This window comes from Aeromonas sp. s6, from assembly GCF_040907815.1.
GTDB classification, from domain to species: domain Bacteria; phylum Pseudomonadota; class Gammaproteobacteria; order Enterobacterales; family Aeromonadaceae; genus Aeromonas; species Aeromonas caviae.
This window is the reverse complement of record NZ_JBFOCN010000121.1, coordinates 23428-46558: the sequence shown is the minus strand read 5'-3', so window position 1 is coordinate 46558 and position 23131 is coordinate 23428. Positions and strand designations below refer to the sequence as shown.

The 23131-nt window shown below is 60.5% G+C and carries 24 protein-coding genes; 16 read left to right on the top strand and 8 right to left on the bottom strand.

What is annotated here, in order from left to right; translation table 11 throughout:
• Positions 1 to 217: 217 nt before the first annotated feature.
• The 6 genes from AB5Y50_RS18600 to AB5Y50_RS18575 all read right to left on the bottom strand — a co-directional run bounded on the left by AB5Y50_RS18600 (position 218) and on the right by AB5Y50_RS18575 (position 7056).
• Entirely contained in the window at positions 218 to 439 is a 222-nt protein-coding gene (locus tag AB5Y50_RS18600) for a DUF2835 family protein (protein WP_010674767.1), read from the bottom strand.
• 67 nt (positions 440 to 506) lie between these two features.
• Positions 507 to 3131 carry an aminopeptidase N gene (gene pepN / locus AB5Y50_RS18595; RefSeq protein WP_010674768.1) on the bottom strand — a complete coding sequence of 875 codons (2625 nt, stop codon included), beginning with the start codon at positions 3129 to 3131 and terminating at the stop codon, positions 507 to 509.
• 129 nt (positions 3132 to 3260) lie between these two features.
• The gene (gene prc, locus AB5Y50_RS18590; RefSeq protein ID WP_010674769.1) at positions 3261 to 5276 is read right to left on the bottom strand and encodes a carboxy terminal-processing peptidase; all 2016 of its coding nucleotides are present in this window, start codon (positions 5274 to 5276) and stop codon (positions 3261 to 3263) included.
• 8 nt (positions 5277 to 5284) lie between these two features.
• The gene (gene proQ / locus AB5Y50_RS18585) at positions 5285 to 5929 is read right to left on the bottom strand and encodes an RNA chaperone ProQ (protein WP_010674770.1); all 645 of its coding nucleotides are present in this window, start codon (positions 5927 to 5929) and stop codon (positions 5285 to 5287) included.
• A 101-nt stretch (positions 5930 to 6030) separates the two neighbouring features.
• Entirely contained in the window at positions 6031 to 6489 is a 459-nt protein-coding gene (locus AB5Y50_RS18580) for a GAF domain-containing protein (RefSeq protein WP_010674771.1), read from the bottom strand.
• 108 nt (positions 6490 to 6597) lie between these two features.
• Positions 6598 to 7056 (bottom strand): hypothetical protein, encoded by a 459-nt coding sequence (locus AB5Y50_RS18575; RefSeq protein ID WP_010674772.1) that lies wholly within the window; start codon positions 7054 to 7056, stop codon positions 6598 to 6600.
• 41 nt (positions 7057 to 7097) lie between these two features.
• On the opposite strand from AB5Y50_RS18575, the gene AB5Y50_RS18570 reads away from it, so the two are divergent.
• The 12 genes from AB5Y50_RS18570 to ttcA all read left to right on the top strand — a co-directional run bounded on the left by AB5Y50_RS18570 (position 7098) and on the right by ttcA (position 17503).
• Entirely contained in the window at positions 7098 to 7361 is a 264-nt protein-coding gene (locus AB5Y50_RS18570; protein WP_125117269.1) for a hypothetical protein, read from the top strand.
• Positions 7336 to 8760 (top strand): cytochrome-c oxidase, cbb3-type subunit I, encoded by a 1425-nt coding sequence (gene ccoN, locus AB5Y50_RS18565; RefSeq protein WP_010674773.1) that lies wholly within the window; start codon positions 7336 to 7338, stop codon positions 8758 to 8760. The genes AB5Y50_RS18570 and ccoN overlap by 26 nt, the downstream gene beginning before the upstream one ends.
• An 18-nt stretch (positions 8761 to 8778) precedes the next feature.
• Positions 8779 to 9393, top strand: a complete 615-nt coding sequence (gene ccoO / locus AB5Y50_RS18560; RefSeq protein ID WP_010674774.1) for a cytochrome-c oxidase, cbb3-type subunit II — start codon at positions 8779 to 8781, stop codon at positions 9391 to 9393.
• A gap of 11 nt (positions 9394 to 9404) precedes the next feature.
• Positions 9405 to 9584, top strand: a complete 180-nt coding sequence (locus tag AB5Y50_RS18555) for a CcoQ/FixQ family Cbb3-type cytochrome c oxidase assembly chaperone (protein WP_010674775.1) — start codon at positions 9405 to 9407, stop codon at positions 9582 to 9584.
• The gene (gene ccoP, locus AB5Y50_RS18550; RefSeq protein ID WP_010674776.1) at positions 9584 to 10573 is read left to right on the top strand and encodes a cytochrome-c oxidase, cbb3-type subunit III; all 990 of its coding nucleotides are present in this window, start codon (positions 9584 to 9586) and stop codon (positions 10571 to 10573) included. The genes AB5Y50_RS18555 and ccoP overlap by 1 nt, the downstream gene beginning before the upstream one ends.
• Positions 10574 to 10686: 113 nt before the next feature.
• On the top strand, positions 10687 to 11175 hold the full coding sequence (locus tag AB5Y50_RS18545; protein ID WP_010674777.1) for a FixH family protein: 489 nt from the start codon (positions 10687 to 10689) through the stop codon (positions 11173 to 11175).
• Between the two features lie 88 nt (positions 11176 to 11263).
• Positions 11264 to 13660 (top strand): heavy metal translocating P-type ATPase, encoded by a 2397-nt coding sequence (locus AB5Y50_RS18540; RefSeq protein WP_029314548.1) that lies wholly within the window; start codon positions 11264 to 11266, stop codon positions 13658 to 13660.
• Positions 13661 to 13742: 82 nt separating this feature from the next.
• Positions 13743 to 13949, top strand: a complete 207-nt coding sequence (gene ccoS, locus AB5Y50_RS18535) for a cbb3-type cytochrome oxidase assembly protein CcoS (protein WP_010674779.1) — start codon at positions 13743 to 13745, stop codon at positions 13947 to 13949.
• Positions 13933 to 14619 (top strand): sulfite exporter TauE/SafE family protein, encoded by a 687-nt coding sequence (locus AB5Y50_RS18530; protein ID WP_010674780.1) that lies wholly within the window; start codon positions 13933 to 13935, stop codon positions 14617 to 14619. Before ccoS ends, AB5Y50_RS18530 begins: the two co-directional genes overlap by 17 nt.
• A 68-nt stretch (positions 14620 to 14687) precedes the next feature.
• Entirely contained in the window at positions 14688 to 15443 is a 756-nt protein-coding gene (locus AB5Y50_RS18525) for an FNR family transcription factor (RefSeq protein WP_010674781.1), read from the top strand.
• A 136-nt stretch (positions 15444 to 15579) separates the two neighbouring features.
• Complete coding sequence (gene uspE / locus AB5Y50_RS18520; RefSeq protein WP_010674782.1) at positions 15580 to 16527, top strand: universal stress protein UspE; 948 nt, start codon at positions 15580 to 15582, stop codon at positions 16525 to 16527.
• A gap of 67 nt (positions 16528 to 16594) precedes the next feature.
• Positions 16595 to 17503, top strand: a complete 909-nt coding sequence (gene ttcA / locus AB5Y50_RS18515) for a tRNA 2-thiocytidine(32) synthetase TtcA (RefSeq protein WP_010674783.1) — start codon at positions 16595 to 16597, stop codon at positions 17501 to 17503.
• A 71-nt stretch (positions 17504 to 17574) separates the two neighbouring features.
• Here the strand turns inward: ttcA and AB5Y50_RS18510 are convergent, their stop codons facing one another.
• Both AB5Y50_RS18510 and AB5Y50_RS18505 read right to left on the bottom strand, forming a co-directional pair.
• The gene (locus AB5Y50_RS18510) at positions 17575 to 18237 is read right to left on the bottom strand and encodes a DUF2987 domain-containing protein (RefSeq protein ID WP_010674784.1); all 663 of its coding nucleotides are present in this window, start codon (positions 18235 to 18237) and stop codon (positions 17575 to 17577) included.
• 61 nt (positions 18238 to 18298) lie between these two features.
• Positions 18299 to 19054 carry a hypothetical protein gene (locus AB5Y50_RS18505; RefSeq protein WP_010674785.1) on the bottom strand — a complete coding sequence of 252 codons (756 nt, stop codon included), beginning with the start codon at positions 19052 to 19054 and terminating at the stop codon, positions 18299 to 18301.
• Positions 19055 to 19311: 257 nt separating this feature from the next.
• Here AB5Y50_RS18505 and AB5Y50_RS18500 point away from each other — a divergent pair, with 257 nt between their 5' ends.
• From AB5Y50_RS18500 to rbsC, 4 genes are all read left to right on the top strand, one after another.
• Positions 19312 to 19929 (top strand): glutathione S-transferase family protein, encoded by a 618-nt coding sequence (locus tag AB5Y50_RS18500; RefSeq protein ID WP_010674786.1) that lies wholly within the window; start codon positions 19312 to 19314, stop codon positions 19927 to 19929.
• A 245-nt stretch (positions 19930 to 20174) separates the two neighbouring features.
• On the top strand, positions 20175 to 20594 hold the full coding sequence (rbsD, locus tag AB5Y50_RS18495; RefSeq protein ID WP_010674787.1) for a D-ribose pyranase: 420 nt from the start codon (positions 20175 to 20177) through the stop codon (positions 20592 to 20594).
• A 35-nt stretch (positions 20595 to 20629) separates the two neighbouring features.
• The gene (gene rbsA, locus AB5Y50_RS18490; RefSeq protein ID WP_010674788.1) at positions 20630 to 22159 is read left to right on the top strand and encodes a ribose ABC transporter ATP-binding protein RbsA; all 1530 of its coding nucleotides are present in this window, start codon (positions 20630 to 20632) and stop codon (positions 22157 to 22159) included.
• Complete coding sequence (rbsC, locus tag AB5Y50_RS18485) at positions 22156 to 23124, top strand: ribose ABC transporter permease (RefSeq protein WP_010674789.1); 969 nt, start codon at positions 22156 to 22158, stop codon at positions 23122 to 23124. Before rbsA ends, rbsC begins: the two co-directional genes overlap by 4 nt.
• Positions 23125 to 23131: the final 7 nt, after the last annotated feature.

Here is a 23131-nt window from a genome sequence, read left to right as displayed (position 1 = left end):
ACCGGTACAGAGTTGCAGCGAAGTGTAATGGCTTGGATCAAGGAAGGCGAGCAAAGGTGATAACGGGATGTTAAAAACAAGGGACAGATCACGGCTTGGGTTGTGATAAATTTTGCCAAGTTGGCAAAATTCAGAAAATCCCACTGGATGCCGCGCCATTTGCCGGATAGATAGTGACTTAAAGCAGATAATTACCCGGATTGATGTTCAAGTTTTGTTAATTTATGCGTTCCAGGGAAATGAAGCGATGATCGTCCTGGGTTTTCAGTCGAAAGTAGCCGTGAACGCCGCTCTCCGACACAAAACGCCGGATTTTCTCCAATCCCAGCTCCAGGGTCAGACCCTGCTCGGTACGTACCACCAGGCGGTTCACCTGCCCCTGGTACATCAACATGATCTCGTCGCGGCCAAGGGAGAGCCGAAAAGTGTATTGCCTCATGTCACCTCCTGGTCATCCATGAAAAACGGGCAGGAAAGCCAGGCTCCCCTGCCCGCCGTCGCGGCGCTTACTGTGCCAGCGCCTTGCTCACCTTCTCGAACAGATCCCGCGCCAGCCCGTCCAGGTTGGCCAGGCGGGTCAGCTCGGCGCGAACCAGCGCCTTGCGCCCCTCATCGAGCCGCTTGAACTGGATAAGCGGGGTGATGAGGCGGGACGCCACCTGGGGATTGACCTCGTTGAGCTCGATCAAGAGATCGGTCAGGAAGCGATAGCCGCTGCCATCGGCGGCGTGGAACTGCACCTGGTTGTTCATGGCGAAGCTGCCGATGAGCGCCCGCAGCCGGTTCGGGTTGCGGATGCTGAAGGTCGGGTGCGCCATCGCCTGCTTCACGTCATGGAGCACATCCTTGGCCGGCTTGGCCCCCACCAACCGCAGCCAGTTGTCCAGTACCAGGCCATCATGGGCCCATTTGCCTTCGAAGTCGGCCAAGAGCGCGGCGCGGCACGGCAGCAGATGGCTGTTGGCCACCTGGAGCGCCGCCAGGGTGTCGGTCATGTTGTCGGCAGCCTCGTACTGCTCGCGCACCAGGGTATCGGCCTTCGCGGCATCCAGCGCCGCCAGATAACCCAGCACCACACCCTTGAGGGCCCGCTTGGCCATGTCGGCATGGACCACCTGATAAGCCGGCAGACGCAGGCTCTCGTAGCACGCCAGCAGGCGGTCGCCGAAGGCGTGGGCCAATGCGGTCTGGATCCCGTTGCGCACCTGGTGGATGGCGTCGATGTCGGCCACCTCGAACAGCTCGGCCAGGGTCGCCTCCCCCGGCAGGGCCAGGATCTCTGCCTTGAGGGCGGGATCCAGTGCAGCCTCGTCCAGAATGGCGACAAAGGCCGCCAGCAGGGTGTGGGAGAGTTCAACCCCCTGCCCGTGCTGGACCCGGGCCACCCCGTCGATCACCGCCTTGTTGATCAGCATCTGGGCGGCGTCCCAGCGGGCAAACTCGTTGCGGGCATGACGCATCAGGAAGGCCAGGGCCTCGTCGCTGTAGTCATAGTGCAGCTTGACCGGGGCGGAGAAGTCTCGCAGCAGGGAGGGTATCGGTCTGACCGGCACTCGATCGAATTCGAACGTCTGCTGTGCTTCCAGCACGTCCAGCACATTGCCGATGGCCTTGCCCTGGTATTGCAGCGGGATGACGGCACCCTGTGCATCGTAGAGCTCGATGTCGAGGGGGATATGCAGCGGCAGCTTTTGTGGCTGATCCTGGGTCGGCGGCGTGTGCTGGCTCACGTGCAGACGATAGACACCGCTTTCGGCATCGTATTCGTCGGTCACGGTGAGCTCGGGGGTGCCGGACTGGCTGTACCAGCGGCGGAAGCGAGCGAGATCCACCCCGGAGGCATCCTCCATCGCCTGCACGAAGTCGTCGCAGGTGGCAGCAGAGCCGTCGTGACGCTCGAAGTAGAGTCGCATACCCGCCTGGAAGGCGTCCTCCCCCAGCAGGGTGTGCATCATGCGGATCACTTCAGAGCCCTTCTCGTAGACGGTCAGGGTGTAGAAGTTGTTCATCTCGATCACCACATCCGGGCGGATGGGGTGGGCCATGGGGCCGGCATCTTCGGCAAACTGCGGACCGCGCACGGTGCGCACGTTGTTGATGCGGTTGACGCCGCGCGACCCCAGATCGGAGGAGAACTCCTGATCCCGGAACACCGTCAGTCCCTCTTTGAGGCTTAACTGGAACCAGTCGCGGCAGGTGACGCGGTTGCCGGTCCAGTTGTGGAAATATTCGTGGCCGATCACCCGCTCGATGCCGTGGTAGTCCGCATCGGTGGCAGTGGCCGGGTTGGCCAGCACGAACTTGGAGTTGAAGATGTTGAGCCCCTTGTTCTCCATGGCCCCCATGTTGAAGAAGTCCACCGCCACGATCATGTAGATGTCGAGGTCATACTCGAGGCCGAAACGCTGCTCGTCCCAGCGCATGGAGTTGATGAGGCTCTCCATGGCGAAACCGGCGCGGTCCAGGTTGCCCTTGTCCACGAAGATCTCGAGCGCCACCTGGCGGCCGCTTTTGGTAATGAAGTGGTTGCGTTCCACATCGAAGTCCCCCGCCACCAAGGCGAAGAGGTAGCTCGGTTTGGGGAAGGGATCCTGCCACTGCACGAAGTGGCGACCGTCGTCCAGATCGCCGCTCGCGACCTTGTTGCCGTTGGAGAGCAGATAGGGGTACTTGGCCTTGTCGGCGGTGATGCGGGTACTGTAACGGGCCAGGATGTCCGGCCTGTCCATGTAATAGGTGATACGACGAAAGCCCTCGGCCTCGCACTGGGTGCAATAGGCATCGCCGGATTTGTAGAGCCCCTCCAGCGCCGTGTTGGCGGCGGGATCGATGTCGGTGACCACGGTCAGCACGCACTCGGCCGGCAGGTTGAACAGGGTCAGGCTGCTCTCTCCCTGCTCGTATTGCTGATAGGGCACGCCATCCACAATGACGCTGACAAGGTCAAGCCCCTCGCCGTCCAGCACCAGGGGTTCGTTGTGATCGCCGCTGCGACGCAAACGGGAAATGGCGGTGACCCGGGTCAGGGGCTCTTGCAGCTGAAAATCGAGATCCAGGCTGTCACACCAATAGAGGGGAGCCTGGTAATCCTGGCGATATTTGGCCGTCATGGCCTGAGGTTGTTCAGTCATTATTGTGTGCTTCCACGCTTTGTTATTGACGTGTCAGAGGCTGTCACAAGGCTCGGACAGGGTCAAATAGTTTGCATTCAGGCAAAAGAAAGGGCGACCCGAGTCGCCCTTGTCATTTCGTTGCCAGCATCAGCTCTTCTTGCTGAGGGTGGTCAGATCCGCCGTGATGTTGGCCGCTTCCACCTGGTATTCGTCAGGTGCCTCGAAATCGGTCGGCAGTTCATCCAGGCTCTTCACCGTCGGCTTGCCAAGACGGGTCAGCCGCTCATTGGCTCGCGCCAGCGCCTTCTCGTCCTGTTTGGCCTGTTCAGCCAGCCGCTCGGCTTCGTTCAGGGAGACCGACTTCTTGTCCTTGTCCGCCTGATACTCCTTGATGTCCTGCAGCACATAGGCAAATTCCGGATCCTTGGTGATCCGTGCCTCGTGGGCCGCTTTCAGCTTGGGCAGCAGGCTGGAGAAGTCCCCCAGTCGCTCGTAGCTGGCCGAGGCAATCTTGTCCCAGGGCAAGGCGTTGAACTCGCGGCTCTCCCCCGTCTCCCCCGGCGCTACCGCAGTCGGGAAGGCGATATCGGGTGCAACTCCCTTGTTCTGGGTGCTGCCGCCATCGATACGGTAGAACTTGGCGATGGTGTACTGCACGTGACCCAGCGGCTGCTCGTAGAAGTCATAGACCTTGGCGAGGCTGCGATGCTGCTGCACCGTCCCCTTGCCGAACGAGTTTTCGCCGAGGATCAGCGCACGACCATAGTCCTGCATGGCGGCAGCGAAGATCTCGGAGGCCGAGGCGCTGTAGCGGTCGATCATCACCGACATGGGGCCACCGTAGTAGACATTGCCGTCGTCGTCGCCATTGACGGTGATGCGACCCATGTGATCACGGATCTGCACCACGGGGCCGCTGGCAAAGAAGAGACCGCTCAGGGCGGAAGCTTCCGTCAGGGCACCGCCACCGTTGCCGCGCAGATCGACGATGAGGCCGTCGATCTTCTGCTTGTTGAGGCTGGAGATCTCCTTGATCACGTCGTCGTGCAGGTTGACGTAGAAGCTCGGGATCTCGAGCACGCCGATCTTCTTGCCCTCGGCGGTGATCACCTTGGACTTGGCGGCTCTGTCTTCCAGACGCACCTTGTCACGCACCAGCTCCACCAGCTCGGTCTTGGCGGTCGCGCCCTTGCCGCGCTGGATCTCCAGCTTCACCTTGCTGCCCTTGGGCCCCTTGATGAGCTCGACCACGTCGTCAAGACGCCAGCCAATGACATCCACGATCTTACCGTCGTCCTGCCCCACACCGGTGATCTTGTCATCGGGTTTCAGGTGATTGGACTTGGCCGCCGGGCCGCCTGGCACCAGGGAGCGGATGACGGTAAAGTCATCTTCCGCCTGCAGCACGGCCCCAATCCCTTCCAGCGAGAGGTTCATCTCGGTGTTGAACCGATCGGCGCTGCGCGGAGACAGATAGCTGGTGTGCGGTTCGATGGCGCGGGCGAAGGAGTTCATGAAGAGCTGGAACACGTCCTCGCTCTCGGTCTGGGACATCCGCTTGATGGCGTTGTTGTAACGCTTGCCAAGCAGCTCCTTGATCTCGGGCCACTCCTTGCCGCTGAGCTTGAGGCTCAGGGCATCGAACTTGACCCGCTGACGCCACAGCTCGTTGAGCTCGGCTTCATCCTTGGGCCAGGGAGCCCCTTCCCGATCGAAGACGTAATTGTCTTTCTGGGTAAAATCGAAGGGAGTGTCGAGCAGTTTGAGGGCGTATTCGAACCGCTCGTACCGCCGCTGCTGACTCAGGTTGAACATCTCGTAGGCCGGAGCCAGTCGCCCTCGCTCGAGGTCGGTGTCAAAACCGGTACGATATTTCTCAAAACGGCTGATGTCAGAGGCCAGAAACAGGTTGCGGCTGTAGTCCAGATTCTCCAGATACTTGTCAAAGATCACGGAGGAAAAGGCGTCGTCCAGCTTGAACTGTTTGTAGTGGGAGCGGGTAAACAGATTGGCAATTCGCTTGCTGGCCGTAGCATGTTGGCTCTCTTGAGCCAACACAGGCAAATCACTTTCCTTGAGCACCGGCTCGATGGCCTGTGCGAGCCCGGCAAGCGCCAGGCTACAGGCAACGAGTGAAAAACGAATCACGCCATGCTTCAACATTCGTCTCCTTAGAGAACCAGATGCTCGAACTTGACCCGCAACATCATGCCGGTCTGCAATTGAACCTGTACGTCATCCTTGGTCACTTCCTTGATGGTCGCAGGCACAGGGGACTTGCCCAGCACGACGCGCACGCCCTGCTCGACTTTCAGGGTAGCGGCATCCACTTTCACCAGCGGCGCATCGGCGACCGGTGCAGCCTTGGGAGCAGGGGCGGACTTGGGCTTGTCGGAGCGGGGAGCGTCAGCCTTGCGCGGCGCGTTGCGACGCGGCTGCTTGGGCTTGTCTTCCTTCTCCTTGGTGTTGGTGCGGCGGCTGGCAAAGACACGTTCCTTGCTCTCCTTGAGCGCCTGTTTGGCATGCTCGATGTGCTCTTCGGTGAGCAGCTCGCCCGGGTTGCCGTCCAGATCGACACGGGCCTGGCCAGCCTTGAGGCCATGCAGGTAACGCCAGCTGGAGGTGTATTGACGCAGAGCAGAGCGCAGCATGGTCTTGGAGACTCTCTCGTCATCAGCAAGACGCGCGGCCAGATCCTGGAAGATGCCAATCTTGAGTGGCTTGGCCTCTCCTTCAGCGATGAAGCAGGCCGGGAATTTCTCGACCAGGTAGGCGACGATCTCTTTACTGTTCTTCAGCTTTTCAGTGTTTTCCATGTATAACCTTGGCTTTCATATAGACGCACGGGCATGCCCGAACACAACAAAGGCCCCATTATAGAGAGCTTGGGACCTTTTGCGAACCATCTAGCAATGACTTAGAGCATGCTTTCCAAAATTTGCACCGTTTCTTCGAGGCCAATCCGGTCCTGCTCGTCAAAGCGGTTAAAGATTGGACTGTCGATGTCCAGCACCCCGATGATCTCCCCGCCACGGCGCAGCGGGATCACGATTTCCGAGTTGCTGGCACCGTCGCACGCAATGTGCCCCGCGAACTGGTGCACGTCGTCCACCAGCTGGGTCTTGCCCTCGGCAACCGCAGTGCCACAGACGCCGCGCCCGACCGGGATGCGCACACAGGCCGGCTTGCCCTGGAACGGGCCGAGCACCAGGGTCTCGCCCTGCAGCAGGTAGAAACCAACCCAGTTGATGTCAGCCAGTTCCTGATTGAGCAGGGCAGACAGGTTTGCCAGGGTGGCGATCATGTCGGGTTCGCCCTCTAGCAATGCCTGGGCCTGCTGGTTGAGCGTGCGATAAAATGCTTGTTTTTCAATCATGATTAAATGAACTTCACTCTTTGATAATCAATGCAAGGTACCGTCCTGCCTGAAAATTTCAAATCAATTTTCATTTATCCCCCCTCCTGGGGCCCGATGAGAGTCCGTTCAACGTGCCGCGCCCAACGTCAGTTGATGGCGCTGGCCATTGCTCCACTCGATGGTCAAGAGCCAGTCCATCGCCTCTGCCGTACAACTTCCCACCTGGGTCACCCCTCGCCACCCCGCATCGCTGGCTTCAAACAGCACGGGGATGAGCCCCATGAACATCTCCTTGCCCTCGAGCCAGGCCTTGACCGGCGTAATGGCCGGCACACCCCCTTGAAGGCGCAGGACAAAGTCATGTTCAGGGCGGATCGGCAAGCCATCGATGCTGACCGTCAGCGGGCGATCCCCGACGATGAGGCGGCAGGGGCTGTGGGACAGATCACAAATCTGAACATTGGAGCCCTCTGCATGGTCGCTTCCTGTGCCTGAAAACCAGGTTCGATAGGCCATCAGGGAGAGCAAAATGACCAGCACCATGGACAGGTGGACGATTTTGCGTGAAGTGAGTCTCTCTTTCATGAAAAAACAGCTCTGTAAGGTACGTAGAAAATGTAATTTTCGTGATCTGGCTCAAGGTAAAAACTGGCGGACATGAGACCCGCTGGAGCCAAATATATCACTGTTTGTACTGTTATTTTACCGGTCATTTCAGTATCATTCTCAATGGATTTTCATTTAACCACCTTTTGCTTTTCCTTTTATTAACAGATGTTAACGAGGGGATTTTGCAAAACCGGGGTGAAAATGGCCCAGGACACCGGGCAACACTAACAACAGCATCGGAAGCGGAATACAACGATGAGCCATACAACAAACCACCCTGAGTACAACTACACCGTTGTGCGCCAGTTCACCGTCATGACGATTGTCTGGGGTATCGTCGGCATGTCGGTGGGTGTATTGATTGCAGCCCAGTTGATCTGGCCTGCCCTCAACTTCGACACCCCCTGGCTGACGTACAGCCGTCTGCGTCCCCTGCATACCAATGCGGTCATCTTCGCATTTGGTTGCAGCGCCCTGATGGCCACCTCCTTCTACGTGGTGCAACGCACCTGTCAGGTCCGGCTGTTTGGTGGTCCCCTCGCCTCCTTCGTGTTCTGGGGCTGGCAGGCGATCATTCTGTCTGCAGCCATCTCGCTGCCGCTGGGGTACACCACCTCCAAAGAGTACGCCGAGCTGGAGTGGCCCATCGACATCGCCATCGCCGTGGTCTGGGTGAGCTATGCCATCGTCTTCTTCGGCACCTTGGTCAAGCGCACCACCTCCCACATCTATGTGGCGAACTGGTTCTTCGGTGCCTTCATCATCACGGTGGCCGTACTGCACATCGTCAACAACATGGAAGTGCCGCTCTCCGGCATGAAGTCCTACTCCATGTACTCCGGTGCCATGGATGCCATGGTGCAGTGGTGGTATGGCCACAACGCAGTGGGCTTCCTGCTGACAGCGGGCTTCCTTGGCATGATGTACTATTTCGTGCCCAAGCAGGCGGGTCGCCCCGTCTACTCCTACCGCCTCTCCATCGTGCACTTCTGGGCGCTGATCTCCCTCTATATCTGGGCCGGTCCGCACCACCTGCACTATACCGCCCTGCCTGACTGGGCCCAGTCGCTGGGCATGGTGATGTCCCTCATCCTGTTCGTGCCCTCCTGGGGCGGCATGATCAACGGCATCATGACCCTCTCGGGTGCCTGGCACAAGCTGCGTTATGACCCCATCCTGCGCTTCCTGATCGTCTCCCTGTCGTTCTACGGCATGTCGACCTTCGAAGGCCCCATGATGGCGATCAAGACCGTCAACGCCCTCTCCCACTACACCGACTGGACTATCGGTCACGTTCACTCCGGTGCCCTGGGCTGGGTTGCCATGGTGTCCATCGGTGCCGTCTACCACCTGATCCCGAACCTGTTCGGGCAGGGGCGCATGTACAGCATCAAGCTCATCAACGTCCACTTCTGGCTGGCCACCGTGGGCACCGTGCTCTATATCGTCGCCATGTGGATTTCCGGTGTGATGCAGGGTCTGATGTGGCGTGCGGTCAACGACGACGGCACCCTGACCTACAGCTTCGTGGAGGCGCTGCAAGCTTCCTATCCCTTCTACTTCGTGCGCTTCCTGGGTGGCTGCTTCTTCGTCACCGGCATGCTGCTGATGGCCTACAACGCCTATCGCACCGTCACTGCGCCCAAGGGTTCTCTGGAACCCGTCGCACAGCCAGCCTGATTTGAAGGGGTTTAAAGCATGAGCAACAACAACCGTCACGAGATTTTTGAAAAAAGCGTCCCCATGCTGGTCATTGGCATCATCTTCGCCATCAGCCTGGGGGGCCTGGTGGAAATCACCCCCCTGTTCTTCCAGAAGCAGACCAACGAGCCGGTGGAGGGCCTCAAGCCCTACACCGCCCTGCAGATGGAAGGACGCGACATCTACATCCGCGAAGGCTGCACCGTCTGCCACAGCCAGATGATCCGCCCGTTCCGCGCCGAGACCGAACGCTACGGCCACTACTCGGTTGCCGGCGAGAGCGTGTGGGAGCACCCCTTCCTATGGGGCTCCAAGCGTACCGGCCCGGATCTGGCCCGGGTCGGCGGCCGCTACTCCGATGACTGGCATCGCGCCCACCTCATCAACCCGCGCGACGTAGTGCCCGAGTCCAACATGCCGGCCTTCCCCTGGCTCGAGACCAATGTGCTGAGCGGCGAGCTGACCGGCAAGAAGCTGGCTCTGTTCCGGGATCACTTCGGCGTGCCCTATACCGATGCCGACATCGCCGGTGCCGGTGAGGCCGTCAAGGGCAAGACCGAGCTGGATGCGCTGATCGCCTATCTGCAATCACTGGGCCATGCCCTGAAATAAGGAGTCGGGATATGGATTACGGCACATTTCGCGGCCTGTACACCCTGCTGCTGATGGTCATCATGATTGGCATCATCGTCTGGGCCTACAGCAAGCGCCGCAAGGCTTCTTTCGACGAGGCCGCCAACCTGGTTTTTGCCGATGACGAGCAACCCAGTGCTGATAACAAGAACGCAGGAGCGAAGCAATAATGAGCACTCTGTTTAGCATTTTTGTGACCGTCATAAGCCTTGGCACCATTCTCGGCTGCTTCCTGCTGCTGGCCTGGTGCATGAAGGACAAGATGGGGGCCGAAGAGGGCAAACCCATGGGTCACACCTTCGACGGCATCGAGGAGATCAACAATCCCCTGCCGAAGTGGTGGTCCTATATGTTCCTCTTCTTCATCGTCACCGGGCTCATCTACCTGCTCGCCTTCCCGGGCCTTGGCAACTTCAAGGGTCTGCTGGGCTGGCAGAGCTCCAACCAGGATGTACGTTCCCTGGCCGAGTCCAAGGCAGCGGCGGCTTCCGCCAAGGCCGAAGGACGCGCGGTGGAATACGATCGGGAACTTGCCAAGGCCGACGAGATCTACGGCGCCAAGTTCCGCGAGCTGACCTATCAGGCTGACGGCAAGAGCTACAAGGAGATCACCGAGATCGCCAAGGATCCGGAAGCCCTGAAGGTGGGTCAGCGCCTGTTCCTGCAAAACTGTTCCCAGTGTCATGGCTCCGATGCCCGCGGTGGCCGCGGTTTCCCGAACCTGACCGACAGCGAATGGCAGTGGGGCGGCGCACCCGACCAGATCAAGACCACCATCATGGGCGGTCGTCAGGGTATCATGGCCGCTTGGGGCGAGATCCTGGGTCAGGACGGGGTGAAGGAGGTGGCCTCCTATGTGCTGAGCCTCTCCGGTCGCAAGGTTGATCTGGTGGAAGCCAAGAAAGGGGAAGCACGCTTTGCCATGTGCGCCGCCTGCCACGGCCCGGATGCCAAGGGCGGCATCGCCTTCGGCGCCCCCGACTTGACCAACAACATCTGGCTCTATGGCGGCTCCCGTCAGGTGGTCGAACAGACCATCACCCACGGTCGTCACGGCGTGATGCCGGCCTGGAAGGACATTCTGGGGGAAGACAAGGTACATCTGCTCGCCTCCTACGTTTACAGCTTGTCCCACAACGATCGGCAAAATCAGCAGTAACATGTGATAAGCACGTGATTAATCAGCAAAAAGCCTCGACTCTTCGAGGCTTTTTGTTATCTTGTGTTGGCTGAATTACCGCCATTTCGTTAACCATTTGTTTCGGTAGCATCATGACCCAACCCTGGTATCGCCAATTCTGGCCCTGGTTCATCATCGCCCTCCCCTGCGCCGCCGTGGTAGGCAGCATCGCCACCGCCATCATTGCCAGCAAGGATGGGGTCAACCTGGTAGCGGAGGACTACTACAAGCAGGGCAAGGAGATTAATCAGGATCTCAGCAAGTTCGATCGCGCCGAGGCGCTCGGCATCCGTATCGCCCTCAATGTCAGCGACAAGGAGCTGACGTTAAATCCACTGTCCGGGGATTTCCCCCTCGGGCAGGCACTGCACCTCTCCCTGTTTCATCCCACGTTGGCGGGCCTGGACAGCGAACATCTGCTGACGGCCGATGGCAAGGGAGTCTATCGCCTGATGCTGGACAAGCCCCTCACCGGCAAGTGGCACGTGCGGGTCGATGCCTTCAACCATGAATGGCGCCTCCAGGAGACGGCACAACTGCCGACTCAGGCAGCGATTGAGCTCGATCCCAAGGGACGTTGAATCACGAAGGCAGGGTGATCGGCACGCCGGTCAGCCACCCTTCTCCCCGACCCGGCCTGCTGGGCTGCATCAAAGAGGGATGATCACCATGACCGGCTGTTTTCACTGTGGTGAACCGGTTCCCACTGGCAGTAACTTTACTCTCGAGATCAAAGGCATCGTTCAGCCGATGTGTTGCCCTGGCTGTCAGGCCGTGGCACAGACCATTCTCGAATGCGGCCTCGCCAGTTATTACGAACACCGCACCGCTCCCGGCATCAAGGGGGAACTGGTGCCCGAAGAGCTCGCCGCCCTCACCCACTACGATCTGGCGGAGGTGCAGCAGGAGTTCGTCACCGACACCGGTACGGGTCGCGAAACTACGCGCGAGATCCAACTGACGGTGGAAGGTTTGACCTGCGCCGCCTGTGCCTGGCTCATCGAGCGGCACCTGATGACCCTGCGCGGTCTGCGTTACATCAACGTCAATACCACCACCCATCGCGCCCGCATCAAGTGGGATCCGGCCCAGCTCTCTTTGAGCGACATTCTCAAGGGCTTTGCCAGGGTCGGCTATCGCGCCTATCCCTTCCAGACTCATCAGCAGGAAGCGCTCTACGCCAAAGAGGTGCGCAGCTACATGTTCCGCATGGCGCTGGCCGGCCTTGGCTCCATGCAGGTGATGATGTGCGCCGTAGCACTCTACATGGACCTCTTCATCAGCGTGGAAGAGGAGTTCATGATCTACTTCAAGTGGATAAGCCTTCTGCTCTCCACCCCCATCATGATCTACTCGGCCCAGCCTTTTTACGTGGGGGCATGGCGCAGCCTGAAGCAGGGGCACCTCTCCATGGATGTTTCGGTGTCGCTGGCACTGATCGGCGCCTTCGTCGCCTCCATCTGGGCCACGGTCTTCAACACGGGTGAGGTCTATTACGACTCCATCACCATGTTCGTCTTTTTCCTGCTGTTGGGCCGTCTGCTGGAACTGCGAGCGAGGCGCAAGGCGTCGGAGTCGAGCTCCAACCTGGCGCGCCTGGTACCCATCATGGCAACCCGCATCGATGATGACGGCGAACACGAGGTGGCCGCCAAGACGCTGCGAGTCGGAGACAGGGTGCGGGTACTCGCGGGGGCCACCCTGCCGGCAGACGGCATCGTCACCCTGGGCCAGGCCAGCCTCAACGAATCCATGCTGACTGGCGAACAGTTGCCTCTGCTCAAACAGGCCGGAGATCCCGTCTATGCAGGCACCATCAACACCGATGCCCCCCTGGAGATCCGGGTCAGCCATTCCATTGAAGAGTCGCGCCTGGCCCAGATCATGCGCCTGCAGGATCATGCTCTGGACGACAAGCCCGCCATCGCCCAGCTGGCGGACGTGCTGTCGCGCCACTTTATCCTGGTGCTCCTGATCATTGCGGCCGGGGTCTGGACCTTCTGGCATTTTCATGAGCCCGAGCGGGCCTTCTGGGTCACCCTGGCGGTGCTGGTGGCGACCTGCCCCTGCGCCCTCTCGCTGGCCACCCCGACCGCACTGACCTCGGCCACTGCCAACCTGACCCGCAGCGGCATCCTACTGCGCCGCGGCCACGTGCTGGACATTCTGACCCGGGCCAACCGCATCGTGATGGACAAGACGGGGACCCTGACCACGGGCAACATCAGCCTGGTGAGCACCCAGCCCCTCGGCGAGCTCGACGCAGCCCGCTGCCTCGCCCTCGCCCAGGCCCTGGAGACCTATTCCGAGCATCCCATCGCCCGTGCGTTTCGAAGCAAACCACTGGCGGACGGGGTGCCGCTCGCCGCCAGCGACGTCACCCCCGTCATCGGCCACGGCGTGCAGGGAGTAATTGAGGGCAAGCATTACCGCATCGGCAGTGCACGCTGGCTCGAACTGGCGCAAGAAGAGAATGCCGCTCAAGGGCTGACCATCTATCTGGCCGATGAACACGGACTGCTGGCCCGTTTCATCCTGGCCGACACGCTGCGCCCCGATGCCGGTGCACTGATCCAGGCCTTCAAGGAGGCAGGCCTGCAAACCACCATTCTCACCGGCGACGGTTCGGACCAGGCGGACATGCTGGCCCGCGAGCTGGGGGTCGATGAGCTGGTAAAAGGGGTCACCCCGGACGGCAAGCTGGCCTATCTCAAGGCCCGGGAAGCGGCCGGGGATATCAGCATCATGGTGGGAGATGGCATCAACGACGCCCCTGTGCTGGCCGGCGCCCACGCGTCCTTTGCCATGGCGGGGGGCACGGATCTGGCCAAGAACAGTGCCGACGCCATCCTGCTGGCCGACGATCTCTCCCGTCTGCTGGCCGCCCGGGCCCTGGCCCTGCGAACTCGCAAGATCATCAAGGAGAACTTTGCCTGGTCCATCGGCTACAACCTGCTTGTGCTGCCGCTGGCTGCAAGTGGCTGGCTCCCCCCTTATCTGGCGGCTGCTGGCATGTCCCTGAGCTCCCTCATCGTGGTCACCAACTCCATGCGGCTCAACCGGTGAGCAGCCATCTGGCATCCTCCCGGGTGGCGGCACCTCTTGCCTCGCCGGGTTATCATCCCCCTTTCACCACAGGGTCCACGCCATGAACATTATCTTCGTCCTCATCCCCATCGCCATCCTGTTCGTTGTCATTGCCGGCGCCGTCTTCTTCTGGGCCATCCGCTCCGAGCAGTTCGAGGATCTCGACAGGCAGGGCTCCAACATCCTGTTTGACGAGGAGCAGCGCCCCTTGCCCCCCTCTGAACAACAAGCAGAACAGGAAAACGGGCCCCATGACCAGCAGCCTTGACCTCATGGGCGCCCTGCTGGTCGGGCTTGCCGGTGCCGGCCACTGTATCGGCATGTGTGGCGGCGTGTCCGCAGCGCTCTCCATGGCCATACCTGCCGAGAAGCAGCATTTTTGGGGCAGGCTCGGTTATCTGCTCAACTACAACCTGGGGCGCATCCTGAGCTATGTGCTGGCGGGCGCGCTGGTGGGCGGCTTGCTCGCCACCACCACGGAGATAGGCGCTGGCAAACACGCCCTGGCAGGGCTTCGCCTCATCGCCGCCCTGCTGATGATAGCGCTCGGCCTCTACTTGGCTGGCTGGTGGCATGGCGTCTTGCTGCTCGAGCGCATCGGTGCGAAGTTCTGGCCTCTCATCAAGCCGCTGGCAGGCAGGTTTCTCCCGTTTACATCAGCCAGGCAGGCCCTCCCCTTTGGCATGATATGGGGCTGGCTCCCTTGCGGCCTCGTCTACTCCATGCTGACCTGGAGCGCTGCCGCAGGCTCCGCGAGTGGCGGGGCACTCATCATGCTCTTTTTCGGCCTCGGCACCCTGCCGACCCTGTTTGCGCTAGGGGGGCTGGCAGACCGATTGCGCTACTGGCTCACCCTGCGCAGCCTGCGCCTTGGGGGCGCCTTGCTGCTTATTGCCTACGGGATCCACACCCTCTGGATCGGGATGGCGTCCTTTTGAAACCCTATCCAAAACGGATGAGATGGTGGTAAACTTGTTTGATATAAATCAATTATTCATTTGAGCCTATGATCCCGGACAAGAAACCTGGCAGACGTATTCAGAGCGGTGGCTGTGCAATTCATTGCCAGGATTGCAGCATCAGCCAGCTCTGCATCCCCTTCACCCTGAACGATAACGAGCTCGATCAGCTCGACAGCATCATCGAGCGCAAAAAGCCGTTCCAGAAGGGTGAAGAGTTGTTCAAGGCCGGCGATGAGCTCAAGTCGCTCTATGCCATACGTTCCGGGACCATCAAGTCATACACCATCACCGAACAGGGTGACGAACAGATCACCGCCTTCCACCTCGCCGGTGATCTGGTCGGTTTCGACGCCATCCACAAGCAGGCCCACCCCTCCTTCGCCCAGGCGCTGGAAACCGCCATGGTGTGCGAAATACCGTTCGATGTGCTCGACGACCTCTCTGGCAAGATGCCCAAACTGCGCCAGCAGATCATGCGGCTGATGAGCAACGAGATCATGGGCGACCAGGAGATGATACTGCTGCTCTCCAAAAAGAACGCCGAAGAGCGCCTCGCTGCCTTCCTGCACAATCTCTCGGTTCGTTTCTCCGAGCGCGGCTTCTCCGCCAAGGAGTTCCGCCTCTCCATGACCCGTGGAGACATCGGCAACTACCTCGGTCTCACCGTCGAGACCATCAGCCGCCTGCTGGGCCGTTTCCAGAAATCCGGTCTCATCAGCGTCAAAGGCAAATACATTACTGTACTGGACAACGTTGCCTTGGGCGTCATGGCCGGAGCCACTCGTCCTCCCTGCGGTTAATCCCCGTTTATTCCCTTTTTTGCCGGATCGGATCACCCTGAAATTTGATCCGGCACACCTTCCCGTCTCCCCCCTTGGACTAAGCTGTAATAGCTAAAGAGTTGCCATCATTGGCCTTTTTACCAAGGAGGAGAACATGGTCAAGTACCGAAACATTCTGGTGGTGATCAATCCCGAGGAGGAGCGCCAGATCGCGCTCGAGCGCGCGGTCAAGGTCGCCGAGCTGGATGAGGGCGCCCAGCTGACCCTGCTCCTGACGATTTACGACTTCTCTTACGAGATGACCGCCATGCTCTCGGCAGACGAGCGGGAAGAGATGCGCCATGGTGTCATCGCCCAGCGTCGGGAGTGGCTCGACGAGATCCTCACTCCCTATCGGGCCAGAGGACTGGAATGCGAAGTGAAAGTGCTCTGGCACAACCGTCCCTTCGAGTGCGTCATTCAGGAAGTGCTGGAACAGCGTCACGATCTGGTCGTCAAGGCGACTCACAAGCACTCCTTCCTGCAAACCTTCATCTTCACCCCCACCGACTGGCACCTGCTGCGCAAATGCCCCTGTCCGGTTCTGCTGGTAAAAGAAGGGCACTGGCAACGGGGGGGCAACCTGATTGCCGCCATCAACTGCTCGAGCGATGACAAGGAGCAGAAGGTGCTCAACGAGCGGATCACCCGCGAGGGGATCGCCATCGCCGAGCTGCTTGGTGCCAGTCTCTATCTGGTCAACACCTACCCGGGCACCCCGGTCAATGTCGCCATCGAACTGCCAGAGTTCGATCCCAACGCCTACAACGATGCCATTCGCAAACACCATGAAGATCTGCTGCGGGAGCATGCCGATCAGTTCGGCATCAACCACATGTGGACCAAGGTGGCGGAAGGCTTGCCGGAGGAGGTGCTGCCGGACATGGCGGACGATCTGAATGCCACCCTGATGATCATGGGATGCGTCGGCCGTACCGGCCTCTCTGCCGCCCTGCTTGGCAACACCGCCGAGCACGTGGTGGACAGGCTCAACTGCGACATTCTCATCCTCAAACCCGACGATTACAGCAGCCCTGTGGATGACAGGCGTCATCCTGCATAAGCGTTTCTTGCCCTCCCCCGGGACATGGCTATAATAAGCCGCTTATTTTTGTCCCGGGTTTGAGGCCATGCTAGAAGAGCTTAACGCCAAAGAGAAATACAGTTTCAACAAGCTGCAGAAACGCCTGCGGCGCAACGTGGGCCAGGCCATCGCCGACTTCAACATGATTGAAGAGGGTGACAAGATCATGGTCTGCCTGTCTGGCGGCAAGGACAGCTTTGCCATGCTCGACATCCTGATGAGCCTGAAGGCCAGCGCCCCCATCCATTTCGATCTGGTGGCCGTCAACCTGGATCAGAAGCAACCCGGCTTCCCCGAGCACGTGCTGCCCGAATACCTGAGCACCCTCGGCATCGACTTCAAGATCGTGGAAGAAGATACCTACTCCATCGTCAAGGAGAAGGTACCGGAGGGCAAGACCACCTGCGCGCTCTGCTCCCGCCTGCGCCGCGGCATTCTGTATCGCACCGCCCAGGAGCTGGGTTGCACCAAGATCGCCCTTGGCCATCACCGTGACGACATCCTCGAGACTCTGTTCCTCAACATGTTCTACGGTGGCAAGCTCAAATCCATGCCCCCCAAGCTGGTGAGCGACGATGGCAAGAACGTGGTGATCCGCCCCCTGGCCTACTGCAAGGAGAAAGATCTGGTGCGCTATGCCGAGGTCAAGGCCTTCCCCATCATCCCCTGCAACCTGTGCGGCTCCCAGGAGAACCTGCAGCGCCAGGCCATCAAACAGATGATGCAGGAGTGGGATCGCCGCTTCCCGGGTCGTCTCGAAACCATGTTCACCGCCATTCAGGACGTGATCCCGAGCCACCTGCTCGATCACCAGCTGTTTGACTTCAAGAGCATCAACCGCGACTCCGGCATCATCGACGGTGGCGACAAGGCATTTGATCCGCCCGAGCTGCCCAAGGCGCCGCTGCTGGACATCGACGAGATGGACATGCTGGACGTGATTGAGGTGCGCTAAGCCCCGTCACCCACAAAAAAGGAGCGCCAGGCGCTCCTTTTTTCATTCTGGCAATCTGCGGACTCGGGTCGCTACCCCTTGTGCAGCCAGGGGGTCAGACGCAGGATCTCCCCTTGCAGTTGCAGCTTGCCCTGGGCAAACCCCTTCAGCTGCGCATTGCTGAGCAGCAGTTGCCCCTGCTGCCAGGAGACGGCCTCCTGACGGGCACCCTCCACAAGGTAGGCTGTGCCTGCGGGCGCCACCATGGAGATCCGCACCCCTTCCATCTTGGGCAGGAAATACTGGCCGACCATGCCGGCCATCTTGTCGAGCAATCGCTGCATCTGCTGCTGGCGCGAGACAAGCTCGGCCAGCGGCACCTCGGGTGTGGCGGGGGCGTCGGCCATCACCTGTACCGACAGATCGCAGGCGGCATGGGCCTCGGTGAGCCCCACCACCACGATCGCCTTGTCGAGGTTGAGATCTTCGTCATAGGGCAGACGCAGTTCGCCATCCACCGTGACCTCGGCGGGCACATCCCTGTCCGGGGTCGAGACCCGGGCCGAGGTGAGCCCGCAGCGCCGACCGTTCTGTTGACTGGCCAGATAAAAGCCCAGTCTGGCGTGGCCGAACTCCCCCTTGGCGAAGGTCTTCATCTGGCTGTAGAAGGTGCCGTAGTCGAGTTCAAGGGACGGCTCAGCCTGTCCCAGCATGGGTACCAGCAGGAGCGCCGCCATCCCGTATCGCTTGTTCATATGCCATCCTTTTGCATCACGCTCCGGGCGGGTCGACACCGGCTGACCCCCTGGTATCCCGTTATGCGTTGAAATGATCCGGGCCCTGCCCGCCGTTGCCACTGGCAACCTCGGTCACTTCGACTGCCACCCCACACAGATCCCGGTAGAGAATGCCCTTGCAGTTGAAGTAGAGCGGCGCCACCCAGATAAGTCCCAGCCCCATGGGGATGAGCGCCAGGAAGAAGAGTGCCAGCATGACCCCGTGCAGCAGCACTATGCTGGGCCATCCCCGGGCAAAGAGCTTGAGGGATACCAGAATGGCCTGAGCCGGGGAAAGACCGCGCTCCAGCACCAGAGGTACGGTAAACACCAGCCCCATGCCCACCAGGGCGGAAGGGATGAAGGCCAGCATCACCGGCACGCCCAGCAGCTCGAACAGGGGGCCAAACAGGCTGGTGATGAGGCTGCCGAGCAGACTCAGGCTGCCCAGGCGCAGGAAGTGGCGGAAGAAGTCGAATACCTGGCTCGGCCGGGCGCGCACCCCCACCGACTGCTGCAACCCCAGCATGTCGAGGGAGGAGGTCATGGGTGACATGATCACCGTGACCAGCAGGCTCAGGATCAGGGCCATATCCATACCCCCCCCTTCACGGGCGACATAGGGTGTCAGCAAGGTATTGCTCAGCAGGATCCAGATTGCCATGACCCCGGCGATGGCCAGCGCCAATCCGAAACCGGTACGACGAGTCTGTTGCCACCCCTCTTTCAACACCCCTTGCAGGTCCAGACGATATCCCTGGCTGAGGGACTGTTCGAGGGTTCCACCGATCCGCATTCTATTACTCAATTGACTGTCCAACATTCACTGACGACTGATCCAAGGTGGCACATTATAGCGGTTTGAACCGGCATGCGTAGCCGTTTTTCCTGTTATCTTCCGTTCAGAAAGCCATTGATACCAAAGGCCTTGCAGCCCTTCTTGATGAAGTTCCCCTCACCCTTGGCCCCTCTGTCCAACGGGGGTAGGATAATGGCGCGCGCTGGCGGACGAGATGTCCACTGGCTCTTCTCTCTCACACAAGGAAAACGGTCATGTCCGAACTGACGCTCTATCTTGCCCCTGGTACCTGTGCCATGGCGGTGCGCATCGCTCTGGTGGAGGCCGGTGCCCCTCACCTTGTCAAGCGCCTGGATCTGGCCGCTGGTGAACAGCGCAGCCCCGACTACCTCGCCATCAATCCCAAGGGGCGAGTCCCGGCACTGGTGACGGAGCATGGCGTGCTGACCGAAACACCGGCTCTGCTGCTCTACGTGGCCCAGCGTTTTCCTAACGCCGGGCTGGCCCCATTGGATGACCCCTTCCTCCTGGCCAGGATACAGGAGGTACACAGTTTCCTCGTCTCCACCGTCCATGTCGCCCATGCCCATGGACGCCGTCCCGGCCGCTGGGCCGACGATGAACAGGCCATGGCTGCCATGCAGGCCAAGATGCCCCAGAACATGCGCGATGGCTTTGACCAGATTGAGCGCCACTATCTGGCCGGCCCCTGGGTACTGGGGGAGCGCTTCAGCCTGGCCGACATCTACCTCTTCGTGATTGCAGGCTGGCTCGAGAGCGACGGGGTTGCCATCAGCGAGTTTCCCAAGGTGGCGGATCACTATCAGCGCATGCTGGCCCGCCCCGCAGTGCAGGCGGCGCTCGCCCTCTGATCTCCTCGCGCTGGGTACGCCTTTTTGTACGGGCAACATCCGGCGACGCCTCTCAGACGGGTGCTCTTCTGGCACCCGTTTCTTCTGAAATTGCCCTGTCACTGAGATCGTTTTCACATTTTCGTCATCACTGCCTAGACCCGTTAACGGTTAACACTTATCTTTCGCCCTAATGACGCAACCGGTTGCGTAACCGATTGCCCAACTCAATATCCATATGCGGTCCCAGGCCGCCGAGGTGCTGTATGAAACGAGGCAAGCTGCTCAATGCTCCCTTAAGCGCGCTGGTCGCGCAGATGGGCCACACCGACGAGATCACCGTCTGCGATGCGGGCCTGCCCATTCCGGCAGGCCCCGAGCGCATCGATCTGGCGCTGATGGCGGGCACCCCCAGCCTTGAAACCGTACTGACCGCCCTACTCACCGACCTGGTGGTGGAGAAGGTGATCATGGCAAGCGAGATCAAGCAGATCAGTCCCGCCGCCCATCAGGCGCTGGTGGATCAGCTGGAGGCCCACGCAGCCGCCCAGGGCAAGCCCATCACCATCGAGTACTGCCTGCACGAAGCGTTCAAGGCTCGCTCCTGCCAGAGCAAGGCTATCGTGCGCAGCGGCGAGGTGACTCCCTACGCCAACCTGATCCTCTGCGCCGGTGTGGCGTTCTGAATTCTTCAAAGAAGGCCTCTTCAAGGAAGCTGCAAATGAGCACAACCTCCCCCCTCTCACCCATTCTGGAGCTGACCGAGATCGTCAAGACCTTCCCCGGTGTGCGCGCCCTCGACGAAGCGGGTCTTCGGGTCTATCCGGGCCAGGTGATGGCCCTGCTCGGCGAAAATGGCGCTGGCAAGTCGACCCTGATGAAGGTGCTGACCGGCATCTACCAGGCCGATTCGGGCAGCATCAGCTATCGCGGCCAGCCGGTTCACTTCAAGGGCCCCCGCGACTCCCAGGATCAGGGGATCAGCATCATCCACCAGGAGCTGAACCTGCTGCCGGAATTGTCGATTGCCGCCAATATCTTCCTCGGCCGCGAACCGCGCACCCGTTTTGGCAGCATCGACCACAAGCAACTGCGCGAACGGGCCAGCACCCTGCTGGCACGACTTGGCGTCAAACACGGCCCGGATACCCGGCTAGGGGATCTCTCCATCGGCGAACAGCAGATGGTGGAGATCGCCAAGGCGCTGTCGTTCGATGCCAGCGTCATCATCATGGACGAACCCACCGATGCCCTCACCGACACCGAAACCGAGCAGCTTTTCACCGTCATTCGCGAACTGCGCGAGCAGGGCTGCGGCATCGTCTATATCTCCCATCGCTTGAAGGAGATCTTCGAAATCTGCGATCGGGTCACCGTGCTGCGGGACGGCAAGTGGATCGGCGAGCAGGCGGTGAGCGATCTCGACGAAGACAGGATCATCGAGATGATGGTGGGTCGCCGGCTGGAAGAGCAGTACCCGCGCCTGGTGCGCGAACTCGGCCCCGTCAGCCTGCAGGTGAAGGATTTGGCCGGCCCCGGCGTGCGCGGGGTGAGCTTCTCCCTGCGTCAGGGTGAAATTCTGGGCTTTAGCGGCCTGATGGGCTCCGGCCGCACCGAGCTGATGAAGCTCATCTACGGTGCCAGCCCCATCAGCGCTGGCCAGATGACGGTGGATGGCCACGCCCTGGTACCCAGAAGCCCGGCCGATGGTCTGGCCGCTGGCATCGCCTATATCTCCGAGGATCGCAAGGGCGACGGCCTGGTGCTGGAGCTGTCGGTGCGCGAAAACATGAGCCTGTGCGCCCTCGGCGAGTTCATTCGTGGCGGCAAGATTGACGGCAAGGCCGAGCGCCAGGCGGTAGGAGACTATGTGCGTCTGTTCAACATCAAGACCCCGAGTCAGGATCAGCTGATCAAGCTCCTCTCCGGCGGCAACCAGCAGAAGGTGGCCATCGCCAAGGGGCTGCTGACCCGGCCCAAGGTGCTGATCCTGGATGAGCCGACCCGCGGCGTCGATGTCGGCGCCAAGAAGGAGATCTATCAGCTCATCAACCAGTTCAAGAAGGAGGGGATGAGCATCATCCTGGTCTCCTCCGAAATGCCGGAAGTGCTCGGCATGAGTGATCGCATTATGGTGATGCACGAAGGGCGCATCAGCGCAGAATTCAACACCCGCGATGCCAATCAGGAGAAGCTGATGGCAGCGGCAGTCGGTAAACAGTGGCAAGCAGAGCAAGAGGCAGCACAATGACAACCCAAACCCTTTCCCGCCGCGGCGTCATGAGCATGGCCTGGTGGATCGAGAACAAGTCCCTGGTCGCGCTGCTGGTGCTGATCGGCGTGGTCTCTTTCCTGAGCCCCAACTTCTTCACCGCCGACAACCTGCTCAACATCCTGCGCCAGACATCGGTCAACGCCATCATGGCGGTCGGCATGACGCTGGTCATCCTCACCGCCGGCATCGATCTGTCGGTCGGCTCGGTACTGGCCCTGTGCGGCGCCCTGGCCGCCACCATGGTGGCCATGGAACTGCCCATCGGCCTGGTGATCCCCCTCACCCTGGGGGCCGGCGCCCTGCTTGGCAGCATCAGCGGCCTCATCATCGCCAAGGGCAAGGTACAGGCGTTCATCGCCACCCTGGTCACCATGACCGCCCTGCGCGGCGTCACCATGGTCTACACCGAGGGGCGCCCCATCTCCACCGGCTTCAGTGACGGCGCCGATCACTTCGCCTGGCTCGGGACCGGCTACCTGCTGGGTCTGCCGGTGCCCATCTGGCTGATGGCCATCGTCTTCCTGCTGGCCTGGTACCTGCTCAACCACACTCGCCTGGGCCGCCACATCTATGCCCTCGGCGGCAACGAATCGGCCACCCGCCTCTCTGGTATCAATGTGGATCGGGTCAAGCTCGCGGTGTATGGTCTGTGCGGCATGCTGTCGGCACTGGCCGGGCTCATCGTCACATCCCGCCTCTCCTCCGCCCAGCCCACAGCCGGCATGGGGTACGAGCTGGATGCCATCGCCGCCGTTGTGCTGGGGGGCACCAGCCTGATGGGGGGCAAGGGCCGTATCATGGGTACCCTGATCGGTGCCCTCATCATCGGCTTCCTCAACAATGCCCTCAACCTGCTCGACGTCAGCTCCTATTACCAGATGATCGCCAAGGCCAGCGTGATTTTGCTTGCTGTGATGATCGATAACAAAAGCAACCGTTAACAAGCCA

What these genes read in the sequence shown, in the direction of transcription:
- AB5Y50_RS18500 (WP_010674786.1), top strand. Translation starts at nt 19,312, where the DNA reads ATGTCCGAACTGACGCTCTATCTTGCCCCTGGTACCTGTGCCATGGCG.
- prc (WP_010674769.1), bottom strand. Translation starts at nt 5,276, where the DNA reads ATGTTGAAGCATGGCGTGATTCGTTTTTCACTCGTTGCCTGTAGCCTG.
- ttcA (WP_010674783.1), top strand. Translation starts at nt 16,595, where the DNA reads ATGCTAGAAGAGCTTAACGCCAAAGAGAAATACAGTTTCAACAAGCTG.
- AB5Y50_RS18575 (WP_010674772.1), bottom strand. Translation starts at nt 7,056, where the DNA reads ATGAAAGAGAGACTCACTTCACGCAAAATCGTCCACCTGTCCATGGTG.
- ccoN (WP_010674773.1), top strand. Translation starts at nt 7,336, where the DNA reads ATGAGCCATACAACAAACCACCCTGAGTACAACTACACCGTTGTGCGC.
- AB5Y50_RS18600 (WP_010674767.1), bottom strand. Translation starts at nt 439, where the DNA reads ATGAGGCAATACACTTTTCGGCTCTCCCTTGGCCGCGACGAGATCATG.
- AB5Y50_RS18530 (WP_010674780.1), top strand. Translation starts at nt 13,933, where the DNA reads ATGACCAGCAGCCTTGACCTCATGGGCGCCCTGCTGGTCGGGCTTGCC.
- rbsD (WP_010674787.1), top strand. Translation starts at nt 20,175, where the DNA reads ATGAAACGAGGCAAGCTGCTCAATGCTCCCTTAAGCGCGCTGGTCGCG.
- AB5Y50_RS18580 (WP_010674771.1), bottom strand. Translation starts at nt 6,489, where the DNA reads ATGATTGAAAAACAAGCATTTTATCGCACGCTCAACCAGCAGGCCCAG.
- ccoP (WP_010674776.1), top strand. Translation starts at nt 9,584, where the DNA reads ATGAGCACTCTGTTTAGCATTTTTGTGACCGTCATAAGCCTTGGCACC.
- rbsA (WP_010674788.1), top strand. Translation starts at nt 20,630, where the DNA reads ATGAGCACAACCTCCCCCCTCTCACCCATTCTGGAGCTGACCGAGATC.
- AB5Y50_RS18505 (WP_010674785.1), bottom strand. Translation starts at nt 19,054, where the DNA reads ATGCGGATCGGTGGAACCCTCGAACAGTCCCTCAGCCAGGGATATCGT.
- AB5Y50_RS18540 (WP_029314548.1), top strand. Translation starts at nt 11,264, where the DNA reads ATGACCGGCTGTTTTCACTGTGGTGAACCGGTTCCCACTGGCAGTAAC.
- AB5Y50_RS18525 (WP_010674781.1), top strand. Translation starts at nt 14,688, where the DNA reads ATGATCCCGGACAAGAAACCTGGCAGACGTATTCAGAGCGGTGGCTGT.
- proQ (WP_010674770.1), bottom strand. Translation starts at nt 5,929, where the DNA reads ATGGAAAACACTGAAAAGCTGAAGAACAGTAAAGAGATCGTCGCCTAC.
- AB5Y50_RS18510 (WP_010674784.1), bottom strand. Translation starts at nt 18,237, where the DNA reads ATGAACAAGCGATACGGGATGGCGGCGCTCCTGCTGGTACCCATGCTG.
- uspE (WP_010674782.1), top strand. Translation starts at nt 15,580, where the DNA reads ATGGTCAAGTACCGAAACATTCTGGTGGTGATCAATCCCGAGGAGGAG.
- rbsC (WP_010674789.1), top strand. Translation starts at nt 22,156, where the DNA reads ATGACAACCCAAACCCTTTCCCGCCGCGGCGTCATGAGCATGGCCTGG.
- ccoS (WP_010674779.1), top strand. Translation starts at nt 13,743, where the DNA reads ATGAACATTATCTTCGTCCTCATCCCCATCGCCATCCTGTTCGTTGTC.
- ccoO (WP_010674774.1), top strand. Translation starts at nt 8,779, where the DNA reads ATGAGCAACAACAACCGTCACGAGATTTTTGAAAAAAGCGTCCCCATG.
- AB5Y50_RS18545 (WP_010674777.1), top strand. Translation starts at nt 10,687, where the DNA reads ATGACCCAACCCTGGTATCGCCAATTCTGGCCCTGGTTCATCATCGCC.
- pepN (WP_010674768.1), bottom strand. Translation starts at nt 3,131, where the DNA reads ATGACTGAACAACCTCAGGCCATGACGGCCAAATATCGCCAGGATTAC.
- AB5Y50_RS18555 (WP_010674775.1), top strand. Translation starts at nt 9,405, where the DNA reads ATGGATTACGGCACATTTCGCGGCCTGTACACCCTGCTGCTGATGGTC.